We start from the raw sequence: 14,120 nt of genomic DNA, 5'->3' as shown, positions 1-14,120 counted from the left end.
CGATGGGGTCGGGTCACCGGAATTATGCGGGCGCCACGACACCGACCGACTCCCGCTCCACTAACGGGCATTCAAGCTTGGTGATGGGATAGCGGCCGCGGCCCGGGGTTGGGGGCGCTTCCAGCTGCTCGATCGCCCATTGCCCCATCGCCATGTGCGGCAGGATCGATGTGGTCAGCGGCGGGAAGAGATGACGGGCGATCTCCTCGTCGTCATAGCCGACGACGGAGATGTCCTGCGGGATGTGCAGGCCGGCCTCCTTCAGCGCCTCGTAGCAGCCGATAGCCGTGCGGTCGTTCTGGCAGAAGATGGCGGTCGGGCGGTCCTTGAGCGCCAGCAGCTTCACGGTCGCTGCATAACCCGCACTTGCCGACCAGTCGCCCTCGACCACCAGTTCCGGGTCGAAGGGGATATCGGCCGTCGCCAGCGCGCGGCGGTAGCCCTTCAGCCTGTCCTGAGCGGCCTGCATCCAGGGCTCGCCGGTGATGGTGGCGATGCGGCGATGGCCGTGGCCGATCAAATGCCGGGTCGAACTCTGGCCGCCGGCGATCTCGGATGGCACCACGGCTGGGAAGGCATAGTCGGCCGTGTAGCAGTTGAGCAGGATGACCGGGATGTCGAGGCCGTAGAGGAAATCCGGCGCCGTGATCTCGCGGGTGAAGATGGTCATGTAGATCAGCGCCGAGATGCCTCGCCTGGTGAGGGCCTGGATGGCGCGCGGCTCCATGACGGCATCGCCCATGGTCTGCGCCACCAGGAGCACGTTGCCGGCGTTCCACGAGGCCTGGCGCGCGCCTTCGATGGCGACCACCGCCTCGGGGCTGGTCGCCAGTTGGTCCACGGCAAAGCCGATGACGCCATCCAGTCCCTCGAACGGCGTGACAAGCGGCCGCAGGGCGGAAAACATGGGCGGTGAGTAACCGAGCGCCCGCGCCGCTTCGATCACCCGATCGCGGGTCTGCTGCGACAGCCGGATGCCCGGTGAATTGTTGAGAACGAAGGAGACGGTTGCCTGCGAGCAGCCGGCGGCTCGGGCGATGTCGGTCATGGTGACGCGACCTTTTAGGCCCCTGGCGGACGGCTTACGGCGCTTGGAAGACTCCGGGGGGTCGCGCAATTCCGTCGGTTCGCTCATATCGGCATCGTTCCCCAAACCCGGCCTGTCTTACGAAAAAGCCGGCATTAACGGCAAGGCGGTTGTCGTTTGGGTGCGTTGGTCGGAAACGCACGTCACTTATAACTATTATCAAGCGCATCGCATTCAGCACCAGTAGCGCCGCACGGCGACGAAAACAACTGGCCACAACCCGAAAAGCGACTATTTACTGGGCTCTCCTTGTAAGTAGCGGCCTTGCCTGCAGCCGCTCTCCTTGCTCCCTCGAATACCCGCGGCTATGGTTCTTCGCCAACGCGGGATGCGCCCTTCCAGCGCCATAACTAATACTATTTACTAATAGCGGTAAGCGCTCTACTGTCAATTCGCCGTCACCGATCCGGGCTCGGACCGGTGGCGGCGAGAAGCGGCGTGTGGCGCGCCACCGGTCCGGTGAGCTACCGGAGGAGGCCTGCCGCACACTCACGAAAATGTCAGACAAATCGGACTATTTACGAACAGCGAATGAGTGTCTAGTGTTTCGGTCGCGGCTGGATTGGCGCCGTTCCTAAGTTGCCAGACCATTGGGCCAGCCCCTTGAGGAGGAGGGCGTGCGGGCCGCAGCCGAGACATCAGCGATGAGTTTCAAAAGGGAGGTTGAACATGAAATTTGTGATCCGTAATGCATCCATCGCCGCCGCGGCCTTGGCTCTCGGCCTGTCGGCGAGCGCAATCGCGCGCGCCGACGACAAGCCGACGCTGGCCTTCGTCGTCAACGGCGCGTCGGACTTCTGGAAGGCGGCGGAAGCCGGCGTGAAGAAGGCGCAGGGCGAACTGCCCGACTACAATCTTGAGCTGAAATATCCCGAGCAGTCGTCGGTCGCCATCCAGCAGCGGCTGATGGACGACCTTGTGACCGCCGGTGTGAAGGCGATCATGGTGTCGGCCGTCGACCCCAAGACCTCCACCGACGGGCTCAACAAGATCGCGTCGGAAACGGCGCTGTTCACCACCGACAGCGACGCCCCGCAGACCAAGCGTGTTGCTTATATCGGCTCGTCCAATGTCGATGCCGGCAAGCAGGCGGCCGAGATCGCCAAGAAGGCGATGCCGGACGGCGGCAAATGCCTCGGCTTCGTCGGCCTGCTCGGCGCCGACAATGCCAAGGAGCGCATCCAGGGCATGAAGGACGGGCTCGCCGGCACCAAGATCGAGCTGGTCGACGTGCGCGGCGACGACATCGACCAGGCCCGCGCCAAGAAGAATGTCGAGGACGCGCTCGTTGCCAGCCCCGACGTGACCTGCATGGTCGGCTTCTACTCCTACAACACGCCGCGCATCTATGAAGCGCTGCGCGACGCCGGCAAGCTCGGCCAGATCACCGTCGTCGGCTTCGACGACGATCCGATCACGCTGGGCGGCGTCAAGGAAGGCACCGTGGCGGCAACCGTCGTGCAGCAGCCCTTCGAATGGGCCTATCAGGGCATGAAGCTGATGGCCGCCTATCTCAAGGGCGACAAGTCGGGCGTTCCGGCCGACGGCCTGATCATCATCCCGACCAAGATCATCGGTAAAGACGATGTCGACGCTTACGCCGCCAGTCTGAAGGCGATGTCCGGCAACTGAGGCGAAAACAGCTGCGCCGGCTCAAGGTTCGCCTTGAGCCGGCGTTCGTATTGACGGGCCTGGCAAGGCCCGTCAGTCTGCTGAAGGGGTCGTTTTGGGACCTAACGGCTGCTGCCAGGCGTGATGAATTATTCCGACACATCCATCGTTGCTTCGACTGCCGCTCCGTTCCTGAGCCTGGAGAGCGTGCGCAAGACCTATCCCGGCGTGGTGGCGCTGGACGGGTTCTCGATGGAGGTGAGGCCGGGCGAAGTGATCGGCCTGGTCGGCGAGAACGGCGCCGGCAAATCGACGCTGATGAAGATCCTGGGCGGCGTGACGAGGCCGGACACCGGCACCATCACCGTCGACGGCGTCACCCATGACGGGCTGACGGTCGAAGCCAGCCTTGGCTCCGGCATCGCTTTCGTCCACCAGGAACTCAACCTGTTCGAAAACCTCGACGTTGCCGCCAACATCTTCTTCGGCCGCGAGCCGCTGCGTGGCGGGCCGCTGAAGCTGGTCGATCGCGCCAAACTGCGCATCATGGTGGCGCCACTGCTGAAGCGGGTCGGCGCCAATTTCTCGGCCGCCGCGCCGGTGGCCTCGCTTTCGCTCGCCCAGCAGCAGATGGTCGAGATCGCCAAAGCGCTGTCGATCAAGGCGCGGCTGGTGATCCTCGACGAGCCGACCTCTAGCCTGCCGCTCGCCGAAACCGACAAATTGCTCGACGTCATCAAGGCGCTGAAGGCGGAAGGCATCAGCGTCATCTTCATCTCGCACCGGCTGCACGAGGTCGAGCGGGTCGCCGACCGCGTCGTGGTGCTGAGGGACGGCATGCTGGCCGGCACGTTGCCGAAGAGCGCCATCAACCACGACCAGATGGTCAAGCTGATGATCGGCCGCATGCTGAAGGAACGCGAGAAGGCCGCCGAGTCAGCACGCGCGCCGGGCGGCGTAGCACTTTCGGCCAAGGCCGTGCGTACCAGCGCCTATCCCGACCGTCCCGTCGATCTCGACGTCAGGCATGGCGAGATCCTCGGCCTTGCCGGCCTGGTCGGCTCCGGCCGCACCGAGCTGGCGCGGGTGCTGTTCGGCATCGACGAGCGGTTCGGAGGCAGCGTGCTCCTGGACGGCAAGCAACTCGCGCTCGGCTCGGCCGCGGATGCGGTGGCCAGCGGCATCTTCTTGGTGCCCGAGGACCGCAAGCTGACCGGCATCCTGCTCGACCTCTCGATTGCGCAGAACATCTCGCTGCCCAATCTGCCAGCGCATGCGAAGCGCTCGCTGGTCTCAGCCAGTGCCGAAGTCGCCACTGCCGAGAAGCAGAAGGCAAATCTCGGCATCAAGGCGCCGTCGGTGGCGACGCGCACCGGCACGCTGTCGGGCGGCAACCAGCAAAAGGTGGTGCTGGGTAAGTGGCTGGCGATGAATCCCAAGGTGATGATCCTCGACGAGCCGACACGCGGCATCGACATCGGCGCCAAGGCGGAAATCTACGGGCTGATGCGGGCGCTGGCCGATGCCGGCGTCGCCGTGCTGATGATCTCCAGCGACATGGAAGAGGTGATCGGCGTCTCGGACCGGATCGCCGTCATGCATGAGGGCCAGATCTCGGGCATTCTCGACAAGGACGATTTCAGCCAGGAAAACGTGCTGCTGCTCGCGGTCGGCAAGAAGCCGAACTAGATTTTGTTTCGCCGCAGGTTCTGGTCGCAAAACCGCGGAACACTTTTGCGGAACCTGCTTTGGGGAGAAGACGATGAGCAAGAAAGATCTCGGCCTGCTGATCCTCATCCTGGTGGTGGGAACGGTGGTGGCGATCATCAATCCGCGCTTCCTGCTGCCGATCAACCTTGCCAACACCTCGAACCTGATCGGCCTGTTTGGCATCCTGTCCATCGGCCAGGCCTTCGTCATCATCACCGGCGGCATCGAACTGTCGGTCGGCTCGGTGGTTGCGCTGCTCGGTACTCTGTTCATCGACTTCATCGCCGTGCGCGGGATGGATTGGCCGCTGGCCTTCGTGCTGATCATCGCGCTCGGCGCCGTTATCGGGCTGGTGCATGGCTGGCTGATCACGCGACTGAAGTTGCAGCCCTTTGTGGTGACGCTCTGCGGCCTGCTTATCTATCGTGGCGTGGCGCGCTTCTACACCGCCGACGGCACGGCGGGTTTCGGCTTCGGCCAGAATTTCCCGGACCTCGAATTCCTGACCGCCGGCCGCAGCTATGGCGTGCCGAACAGCTTCATCGCGCTGATCGTCATCTCCATTGTGATGTGGGTGGTGCTGCACCGTTCGGTGTTCGGGCGCTATCTCTATGCCATCGGCAAGAACGAGGAAGCGGCGAAATATTCCGGCATCCGAACAGGCCGCGTGGTGATGGCCGCTTACGTCATCTGCGGCGTGCTGACGGCGCTGTCGGCGATCTATTTCGCCATGTACACACGCTCGATCTCGCCGGCCAGCCACGGCCAGTTCTACGAGCTTTACGCCATTGCCGCCGCCGTGCTCGGCGGCTTTTCGCTGCGCGGCGGCGAAGGCTCGCTGGTCGGTGTCATCCTCGGCACGGTGCTGCTGCAGGAACTGCAGAACCTCGTCAATTTGCTCGGCATCCCCTCCTCGCTCAACTTCGCGGTCATGGGCGGGGTGATCCTGATCGGCGTGCTGGTCGATCAGCAATGGGGCGTGTTCCGCGCGCGGCGGCAGATGCTGGAAGCAACACGCAAGGGCGTCGCCGGCGCGCCGGCGGAGTAGCGCTAGATCATGCTCGACAGGTCGGAGAACGCCATCGCCTTGCGCAGCACTTCTGCAAAGCGCTCGCCTGCCACTTCGCGGGCGCCGCTGTTGTCGATCGAGGTGACATCGGGGCCGGACAGCGCGACGGACGTGCTGCGCGCCAGGCGCGCCAGCACCTCGCCGCGCGATTCGCGGCCGCGCATGGCCAGCCGCTCGGCGAGGATTTCCGGCGTCGCGGTGATCTCGACAACGGCCAGATTGGCGTAGCGGTCGCGCAGCGTCGGGATGATGGCGCGCGAGACGTTGGCGACGGCGACCTGACCGTTGGCGACCGACCAGTCGACATCGGCCGGAATGCCGTAGCGCAGGCCATGCGCTTCCCAGGCTATGGCAAAGGCGCCGTCGGCCTCGGCCTCGGCAAAGGCGGCGTCGGCCAGCGTGTCGTGGTCCTCGCTCGCCGCATCGCTCGGCCTTGTGATGACCCGGCGTACGAACTCAAGCCGGCTCTCGTCGGCGAAACACGCCTTGGCATAGCCGATCATCGTGTCCTTGCCGGCGCCGCTCGGCCCGACCACGGCGACGAAGACGCCGTGGCGGATCGGAAAGGTGTCGGTGGACAGTTCTCGTTCGATCAACGCCGAGACCATCATGCGACCCGGCGCCCCTGGCGCCAGACGGTGCGGACGACCGGCACATGGTCGTCGACGCGCACACGCACCAGATCGGCGCGCCGTCCCTGTTCGATGACGCCGCGATCGCTGAGGCCGACCGCCTCGGCGGGGTTCTTCGACACCATGGCCACCGCCTGCGGCAGCGAAATGCCCTCTACGACATCGCCGAGGAAGAAAGCCGACTGGATCAGGCTGAAAGGAATGTAATCCGACGACAGGATGTCGAGCAGGCCGTCGCCGGCGAGTGTGCGGGCCGAGACATTGCCCGAATGCGAAGCGCCGCGCATGACGTTGGGCGCGCCCATCAGCACGCCGAGCCCGGCCGCTTTCGAGGCCCGTGCCGCTTCCTCGGTGGTCGGGAATTCGGCGACACGCACGCCTTGCTCGATCGCCTCCTCGACATGGCCCGAGGTGGCGTCGTCGTGGCTCGCCAGCACGATGCCGCGCTCATGGCAGGCGGCGGCGATGAAGACCCGGTTCGGGCCGGAGTTCATGGCCGATTCCGCCATGCGCTTTTCGCAGAACTTCTGAAAGGCGCGATCGGTCAGCTTCAGCTTGCGCTGGTAATAATAGGCATAGGTTTCAAGATTGACGAACTGGCGCTGTCCCGGCGCATGATCCATCAGCGAAGCCAGCTTCACCCTTTCATCGGTTTCGAAATTGGCGAAGGCTCTGAGGCAATCGGGCGCCGAAACCTCGCAGCGCAGATGGATGAAGTGATCGGCCCGCAGCCGATCTTCGCGCACGCTGTCCTCGATCGCATCGGCGAGCTTGCGGATGTCGGTGGAAGTCAGGTCGGCGTCCTCGTCCATGCCGACGCGCAAGGCATCGAGCACGGTGGTGATGCCGGCAGTCGCCACCTGCGCGTCATGGGCAAGCACGGCGGCGATGGGGTTCCAGCGCACTTTCGGACGCGGCGCATAATGGCCCTCGAGATGGTCGGTGTGGAGTTCGACCAGGCCGGGGATGACGTAGTCGCCGCCCATGTCCTCGCCGTTGCGGCCGGCGCCGGTGTCGATGGCGGCGATCAAGCCGTCGCGCAGCACGAGCGAGCCCTCGACGATCTCGTCGGCAAGCACGATGCGGGCGTTGGTGAGAACGGTCTCGGCGGTCATTTCAGGCAGTCCTTGATCTCAAGCAGTTTTTCTGGCCGGGCGGCGCCCGAGCGCGTGATGGGAAAGCACCATGAACGGGGCGCCCGGTTCGGTTTCGACAAACAGCGTCAGCGCATCCACCGACACCGGCCGCAGCAGCACCCCCGCAAACAGGCTGTCGATTGCTGCGCGCAGACGAGGGCTTTCCTGTGACGCGGCGCGGCCGGACAGCGTCATGTGGAAACGAAACGTCTCGAAGACGTAAGGGTAGCCCCACTGGCAGAGGTTGCGGAATTCGGCAGGCTTCAGCGAATCCGGGCTGCGTCGTTCGATCTCAGCCTCGGTCAACGGCGCGCGGAAGCGGTCGAATCCGAGCACGACGTCGTCGGCAAAGCGGTTGAGCGCCGGCAGCGGCGCCTCGGGAACCAGCGCGAAGAAGCCGTCGATCTGGCTGACGACCAGGCGCGGGATTGTGACTGCCGGCGTCGCTTCGGCAAAAGCATCAAGTGCCGCGCGAAGCGAGGCTTCCGTCTCGTTCGGGGCCAGCCGGAAGGGCGCCTTCAGCGTCGCATGGAAGCCGTAACGCCGCGCCGAGGCAGTGTGGAAGGCAACTTCCGCCGCCGACAGGTCACCAACGGCCTCGACCGGCCGTGTCGCGGCGCCGAACGGATCGCGGCCCAGCCAGTTGGCGGCGATGCGCGCCAGCGGCTCGTCCTGGCTTGGGGTGAAATAGATGGCGTAGCGCATAGAAAGTCCTCGTCAGACCCGCTGCCATAGGCGATTTGCATGACGGATTGACGAAGCTTTGAAGGGTTTTCGATGGCAAATCGACACGGCAAGTCCTTAGCCGACGTTTTTTCCGTGCTGGACCAATAGCTTCAGCGGAAAGGCCGATCGATCAGGCCTTCATCAACCATTCGTGCTCGGGCGCATTGTGGAACTTCCAGGTGCGCTTCGGTCCGGCCATGACGTTGAGATAATAGAGGTCGTAGCCATGACAGGCTGCGCAAGGATGATAACCCTTGGGCACCAGCACGACATCACCGTCCTCGATCGCCATCGCCTCGTCGAGATCGCGGGCGCCATTCTTGTCGCCATCGGTGTAGACGCGCTGGAAGGCAAAACCCTGCGGCGGGTTGAGGCGGTGATAGTAGGTCTCCTCCAGATAGGACTCCGCCGGCAGATTGTCCTGGTCGTGCTTGTGCGGCGGGTAGCTGGATGTGTGGCCGCCCGGCGTGATCACCTCGACCACCAGCAGCGAATCGGCCGGCTTGCCCTCCGGCAGGATGTTGGTGACGTAGCGGGTGTTGGTGCCCTTGCCGCGGGTTTCCTGGCCGAGATCGTCCGGCGCGATGACCCGCACCGGCAGGCCACCGCCGAGGCCGGGCGCCGAGCACACGGCAAGTTCCAGTTCGGTGTCGGCCGTCACCGACCAGTCGGAGTCCTCGGGCACGTAGACCGACCAGGGCTTGCCTTCGAAAGGCGACATGCGTTCGCCGAGCAGGCCAAGTTCCTTGCCGTCGGCCTTTGTCGTGCCCTTGCCGGTGACGAAGACCAGGCAGACCTCGCGATCGCTCGTTTGCCCGGAAGCGCGTTCGCCGGGCTTGAGCCGATGCAGATCGAAACCGACATAGGTCCAGCCGGCATTTTCCGGCGTGACGTGGGCGACGCGGCCGTGACCCTTGTTGGCTTTGACGAGCAGCTTCGACATCTGGGTTACTCCTTCGGTTCGGGCTCGGTCGGCGCCTTGCCCTCGTCGGCCGGCTTGTAGAGATAGAAGAACTGCCAGACGGCGTAGCCGGCGAAACCGAGCGCGATCACGCCCCAGAACGGCGTGCCGGAGGCGAACTCGATCGCCGACCAGATCAGGCAGACCGCGACGACGGCAACGCGCCGCCACAGCGGCCGGAAGAACGGGTGCTCAGAATCTTTCATCGGGCCAATCCGGGTTTCACCAACCGGACATCAGATAGGCCGCCGGTCACGGCAAATCCAGCGTTCATGCGTTGGGGAAGCCTTGCGTCTCGACCGTGTAGCCCGACGCCGTCATCACCCGCATCAGCTCCTTGTAGCCGACCTGAGCCATTTTAAGCGGTGGGTTCTTCTTCGGATCCTGCTCGGCCTCGACGACGAACCAGCCCTCATAGCCATTATCGGCCAGCCTCTGCACGATGGCGCCGAAATCCAGCGAGCCGTCGCCCGGCACGGTGAAGGCGCCGAGCGCCACGGCATCGAGGAAGGACTGCCTGGTGCGGTCGAGACTGTCGATCACACCCATGCGCACATCCTTCACATGGACATGGTTGATGCGCTTGTGGTGGTTGTCGATGGCGCGCAGCACGTCGCCGCCGGCAAAGGCCAGATGACCGGCGTCGAGCAGCAGCGGAATGCCCTCGCCCGAATGGCGCATGAAGGCGTCGAGCTCCGGCTCGGTCTCGACGACCGCCGCCATGTGGTGATGATAGGACAGCGGCATGCCTTGCTCGGCGCACCATTCGCCGAATTCGGTCAGCCGCCTGGCGTAGGCCTTCATCTCGTCGCCGGAAAGTTTAGGCTTGGTGGCTAAAGGCTTCGAGCGGTCGCCCTGGATGGAACGTCCGACCTCGCCATAGACGATGCAAGGCGCATTCACCGCCTTGAACAGATCGATCATCGGCTGGATGCGATCCTTGTTCCTGGCCATCTCCTCATCGACCAGCGTGCCGGAGAACCAGCCGCCGCACAGCGTCACGTCGGCCTCTCTCAGGATCGGCAGCATGACATCAGGGTCGCTGGGAAAGCGGCGGCCCATCTCCATGCCGGTGAAGCCGGCCGAGCGGGACTGGCGCAGACATTCCTCCAGCGACACGTCATCGCTCAGTTCCGCAAGATCGTCGTTCCACCACGCGATGGGGGACATGCCCAGTTTGGCTTTCAAGTCGTCGCTCCAGGTTCAGTTCGTTGCGAGGCGGATGCCGGGCTCAGCCCTGCCGGCTGCCCACGGCTTCCTCGTATTTCTTGCGCGCGGCGTTCACCTGCGGCCGCGACGAGACTTCCGGCACCGCGACATCCCACCAGTAGCCACCCGCATCTGTCGAGACCAGCGGGTCGGTGTCGATGACCAGCACGGTGGTGCGGGCGTTCTTCTTCGCCTGCTCCAGCGCCGTCTCCAACCCGGCGATCGACGACACCTTCTCGGCGATCGCGCCGAGGCTTGCAGCGTGCGCGGCGAAGTCGATGTCGGGCAAGATCTCGTGGCGCGAGTCTTTCAGCAGATTGTTGAAGTTGGCGCCACCGGTCGCCATCTGCAGCCGGTTGATGCAGCCATAGCCGCGGTTGTCGAGCAGCACGATTACCAGCTTGAGGCCGAGCATGACCGAGGTGGCGATCTCGGAATTGAGCATCAGATAGGAGCCGTCGCCGATCATGACGACGACTTCCTCGTCGGGCTTGGCCATCTTGACGCCGAGCCCGCCGGCGATCTCGTAGCCCATGGTCGAGAAGCCGTATTCGGCATGGTAGGAGCCGGGCGCGCCGGCCTGCCAGAGCTTGTGCAACTCGCCGGGCAGACCGCCGGCGGCATGCAGCAAGGTCACGCCTGAGCCCATTGTACGCTGCACGGCGCCAATCACCTGCGCGTCGGACGGATAGGCGGCATTGGTCGAGGCGGTCACCTTGGCGGCATCGGCCTGCCAGTTGGTCTTGCCCTTGATCGCATTGTCGGTCCAGGCGGCAGGCGCTTTCCAGCCCTTCAGCGCCGCGCCGAGTTCGGCGAGCCCTTCGGTCGCGTCGGCGACCAGCGGCAGCGCCCAGTGCTTGCCGGCATCGAAAGGCTGGCTGTTCAGCCCGATGATGGTCCTGCCGGAGTTCTTGAACAGGGCCCAGGAGCCGGTGGTGAAATCCTGCAGTCTGGTGCCGACGGCGAGCACAACGTCGGCCTCTTCCGCCAGCCGGTTGGCGGCCGACGTGCCGGTGACGCCGACCGCAGCCATGTTGAGCGGATGATCGTCCGGCAGCGAGGATTTGCCGCCTTGCGTCTCGCAGACCGGGATGCCGGCGCCCTGGACCAGCTTCGCCAGTTCTCCAGAAGCCTGCGAATAGAGCACGCCGCCGCCGGCGATCACCAACGGCTTTTTCGCGCCCTTGAGCGCCGCGACGGCGGCGGCCAGTTCCTGGCGGTCCGGGCGCACCCTGCGCGGCGTCCACACCCGCTCGGCAAAGAAGTTTTCGGGATAATCATAGGCCTCGGCCTGCACGTCCTGGCACAGCGACAGCGTCACCGGGCCGCATTCAGCCGGATCGGTCAGCACCTGCATGGCGCGGTTGAGCGCCGGGATAATCTGTTCCGGCCTTGTGATGCGGTCGAAATAGCGCGACACGGCGCGGAAGCAGTCGTTGACGGTCGCCGTGCCGTCGGAAAAATCCTCGGCCTGCTGCAGCACCGGATCGGGCAAGCGGTTGGCGAAGACATCGCCGGGCAAAAACAGGACGGGCAGTCTGTTTACATGCGCAAGCGCTGCCGCCGTCACCATGTTGAGCGCGCCGGGGCCGATCGAAGAGGTCGCCGCCATGAAGCGGCGGCGGAAATTGGCCTTGGCATAGGCGATCGCCGCATGCGCCATGGCCTGCTCGTTGTGGGCGCGGAAGGTCGGCAGGTCGTCGCGCACCTGGTAGAGCGCCTCGCCGATGCCGGCGACATTGCCGTGGCCGAAGATCGCCCAGACGCCGCCGAAGATCTGAACCTTCTTGCCGTCGATCTCGGTCATCTGGCGGGACAGAAAGCGGGTCACAGCCTGCGCCATCGTCAGGCGAACGGTCTTTGTCATGTCGTTTCCTCCGGCTTTCCGTCTTCTTATGCGGCCTTGCGGCCGCGCGCGGCAAGCCATGCCTCGGTCAATTGCTCGAAGCGCGATGCCATGTCGGCTACCGCTTCGTCATCCGACATCCTGCCGGCAAGCCATTGTTCGGCGGCGTTGATGAAGATGGTGCGACCGACGGCAAAGCCTTTGACGATGGGCGCCTTGGCGGTGGCGGCAAAGGCCGCCTCCAACTCGTCCTGCGGCGCTTCCAGCCCGAGCAGCACGACGCCGCGGCACCATGGATCGTTCCTGACGATCACCGCCTCGATCTTCGCCCAGGCGTTCGCCGAAGCCTGCGGTTCGAGCTTCCACCAGTCGGGTTTGATGCCGAGCGCATAGAGTTCCTCCAGCGCGCGCGGGATCGTGGTGTCGTCGAGCTTGCCGTGCTTGCCGGCGATGATCTCGATGAGAAGTTCTCTGCCTACTTTCCGCGCGGCCTCGAACAGGCTTCTGAGCTTCTGCTGCTGCTCTTCCTTCAGCGCCGCCGGATCGTCGGGATGATAGAAGCACAGGCACTTGATGCAGTGCTCGACCGGCCATTCGACCAGTTGTGAGCCTATGTCCTGCGAGAATTCGAAGCGAAGCGGCCGTGAGCCCGGCAACTCGACCGGGCGGCCGAGCCAGGCGAAGGGATGGCGGGCGTATTCGAACATGGCGTTGCGGCCGAATTTCTCGTCGAGCAGCATGCCATAGCCGGCGCGGCCGGCGGCAACCCTGGCCGCTGCCTTGACGGTCAGCACCTTGAAATCCTCGATGCGGGCCGGGTCGGCACCGACCTTGGCGGCGACGTCCTCGAGCTGGACGCGATGGTCGCAGGCCAGCGCCATCAGCGAAGGAATGTCATGCCGGCGCGTCGTCGCCCAATGGATGTGGTTGATCGCCTCGTCCTTGCGCAGCGCCAGATGCTTGCTGCCGTGCTTGAGGAAGAATTGCAGCTCCTCGAAGGTCGGATATTCCGGTGCGCAAAGCAGCCTAGACACGGCAAAGGCGCCGCAGGCATTGGCCCAGGTCGCCGCCGTGGCAAGATTTTCGCCGCCGAGCCAGCCGCGCAGGAAGCCGGACATGAAGGCATCGCCGGCGCCGAGCACGTTATAGACCTCGATCGGAAAGCCCTTGCCGACGACGCCGTCCTCGAGATCGTCGCTGATTGGGCCGTCATAGACGATGCAGCCCATGGCGCCGCGCTTGAGCACGATGGTGGCCTTGGACAGCGCGCGGATGGTCTTCAGCGCGCTCAGGCAATCGTCGGCGCCCGACGCGATCATGATCTCCTCTTCGGTGCCGACGATGAGATCGCAATCGGGCAGCACCGTCTTCAGCTGCGCCGAGACGCGGTCGGATTTGACATAGCGCTCAAAACCTTCTGCATGGCCGGCGAGGCCCCAGAGGTTGGGGCGGTAGTCGATGTCGAACACCACCTTGCCGCCCTTGGCCTTCATGATGCGGATCGCCTTGCGCTGCGCGGCATCGCTGTTGGGTCGCGAAAAATGCGTGCCGGTGACGACGATGGAGCGCGCCGAGGCGATGAAAGACTCATCGATGTCCTCCTCCGCCAGCGCCATGTCAGCGCAATCGGAGCGATAGAAGATCATCGGCGAGACGCCCTCTTCCTCGACCGACAGGAGCACCAGGGCGGTCAGCCGGTCCTTGTCGGTCTTGAGGCCGTCGACCGAGACGCCTTCACGCCGGAGCTGTTCGCGGATAAAGCGGCCCATCTGCTCGTCGCCGACGCGGGTAAGCAGGGCCGAGCGCAGCCCGAGCCTGGCCGTGCCGACCGAGATGTTGGCCGGGCAGCCGCCGACCGACTTGGCGAAGGAGGTGATGTCCTCCAGCCGAGAGCCGATCTGCTGGCCATAGAGATCGACCGACGCACGGCCGATGGTGATGACGTCGAGCGGTGTATGTCTCGCTTCCACGGCTTCGCCCATTGGAACCTCCCATCGGCCTTGTTGTCTTGAGTAACTTCATTTTGGGGTACACGTGCGAGCGGCAGCGTGGCGCCGTCAATATGAAATAATAATTCCAATCAGTAGTCAAGATGGAATGAGCATTCCTTTGCTGCAAAGTGCCACCAAATGG

General features: G+C 64.5%; 12 protein-coding genes. 3 read left to right on the top strand and 9 right to left on the bottom strand.

The genetic code is table 11. The annotated features are described in order from the left end of the window. Positions 1-22: 22 nt before the first annotated feature. Positions 23-1,135, bottom strand: coding sequence for a LacI family DNA-binding transcriptional regulator (locus D3227_RS00555; protein ID WP_167480552.1), 1,113 nt, complete (start codon positions 1,133-1,135; stop codon positions 23-25). Between the two features lie 621 nt (positions 1,136-1,756). Here D3227_RS00555 and D3227_RS00550 point away from each other — a divergent pair. From D3227_RS00550 to D3227_RS00540, 3 genes are all read left to right on the top strand, one after another. Beyond that, complete coding sequence (locus D3227_RS00550; protein WP_120011748.1) at positions 1,757-2,719, top strand: sugar-binding protein; 963 nt, start codon at positions 1,757-1,759, stop codon at positions 2,717-2,719. 123 nt (positions 2,720-2,842) lie between these two features. Further along, positions 2,843-4,387 (top strand): sugar ABC transporter ATP-binding protein, encoded by a 1,545-nt coding sequence (locus D3227_RS00545; protein ID WP_120011747.1) that lies wholly within the window; start codon positions 2,843-2,845, stop codon positions 4,385-4,387. Positions 4,388-4,460: 73 nt separating this feature from the next. Next, positions 4,461-5,456 carry an ABC transporter permease gene (locus D3227_RS00540; RefSeq protein ID WP_120011746.1) on the top strand — a complete coding sequence of 332 codons (996 nt, stop codon included), beginning with the start codon at positions 4,461-4,463 and terminating at the stop codon, positions 5,454-5,456. A 2-nt stretch (positions 5,457-5,458) separates the two neighbouring features. Here D3227_RS00540 and phnN read toward each other — a convergent pair whose 3' ends face one another. The 8 genes from phnN to D3227_RS00500 all read right to left on the bottom strand — a co-directional run bounded on the left by phnN (position 5,459) and on the right by D3227_RS00500 (position 13,969). After that, positions 5,459-6,088 (bottom strand): phosphonate metabolism protein/1,5-bisphosphokinase (PRPP-forming) PhnN, encoded by a 630-nt coding sequence (gene phnN / locus D3227_RS00535; RefSeq protein WP_167480551.1) that lies wholly within the window; start codon positions 6,086-6,088, stop codon positions 5,459-5,461. Continuing rightward, positions 6,085-7,224 carry an alpha-D-ribose 1-methylphosphonate 5-triphosphate diphosphatase gene (locus tag D3227_RS00530; RefSeq protein WP_120011745.1) on the bottom strand — a complete coding sequence of 380 codons (1,140 nt, stop codon included), beginning with the start codon at positions 7,222-7,224 and terminating at the stop codon, positions 6,085-6,087. Before D3227_RS00530 ends, phnN begins: the two co-directional genes overlap by 4 nt. A gap of 18 nt (positions 7,225-7,242) precedes the next feature. After that, positions 7,243-7,950, bottom strand: a complete 708-nt coding sequence (locus D3227_RS00525; protein WP_120011744.1) for a DUF1045 domain-containing protein — start codon at positions 7,948-7,950, stop codon at positions 7,243-7,245. 151 nt (positions 7,951-8,101) lie between these two features. Further along, complete coding sequence (gene iolB, locus D3227_RS00520) at positions 8,102-8,914, bottom strand: 5-deoxy-glucuronate isomerase (protein ID WP_120011743.1); 813 nt, start codon at positions 8,912-8,914, stop codon at positions 8,102-8,104. 5 nt (positions 8,915-8,919) lie between these two features. Further along, the gene (locus tag D3227_RS00515; protein ID WP_120011742.1) at positions 8,920-9,138 is read right to left on the bottom strand and encodes a DUF3329 domain-containing protein; all 219 of its coding nucleotides are present in this window, start codon (positions 9,136-9,138) and stop codon (positions 8,920-8,922) included. A 64-nt stretch (positions 9,139-9,202) separates the two neighbouring features. Then, complete coding sequence (gene iolE, locus D3227_RS00510) at positions 9,203-10,120, bottom strand: myo-inosose-2 dehydratase (RefSeq protein WP_120011741.1); 918 nt, start codon at positions 10,118-10,120, stop codon at positions 9,203-9,205. Between the two features lie 43 nt (positions 10,121-10,163). Beyond that, complete coding sequence (gene iolD / locus D3227_RS00505) at positions 10,164-12,008, bottom strand: 3D-(3,5/4)-trihydroxycyclohexane-1,2-dione acylhydrolase (decyclizing) (RefSeq protein WP_120012167.1); 1,845 nt, start codon at positions 12,006-12,008, stop codon at positions 10,164-10,166. Between the two features lie 26 nt (positions 12,009-12,034). Then, on the bottom strand, positions 12,035-13,969 hold the full coding sequence (locus tag D3227_RS00500; RefSeq protein ID WP_120011740.1) for a bifunctional 5-dehydro-2-deoxygluconokinase/5-dehydro-2-deoxyphosphogluconate aldolase: 1,935 nt from the start codon (positions 13,967-13,969) through the stop codon (positions 12,035-12,037). Positions 13,970-14,120: the final 151 nt, after the last annotated feature.

This window comes from Mesorhizobium waimense, from assembly GCF_003601975.1.
Classification (GTDB): domain Bacteria; phylum Pseudomonadota; class Alphaproteobacteria; order Rhizobiales; family Rhizobiaceae; genus Mesorhizobium; species Mesorhizobium waimense.
The sequence above is the reverse complement of the archived record's forward strand: the minus strand, read 5'-3'. Positions and strand labels throughout refer to the sequence as shown.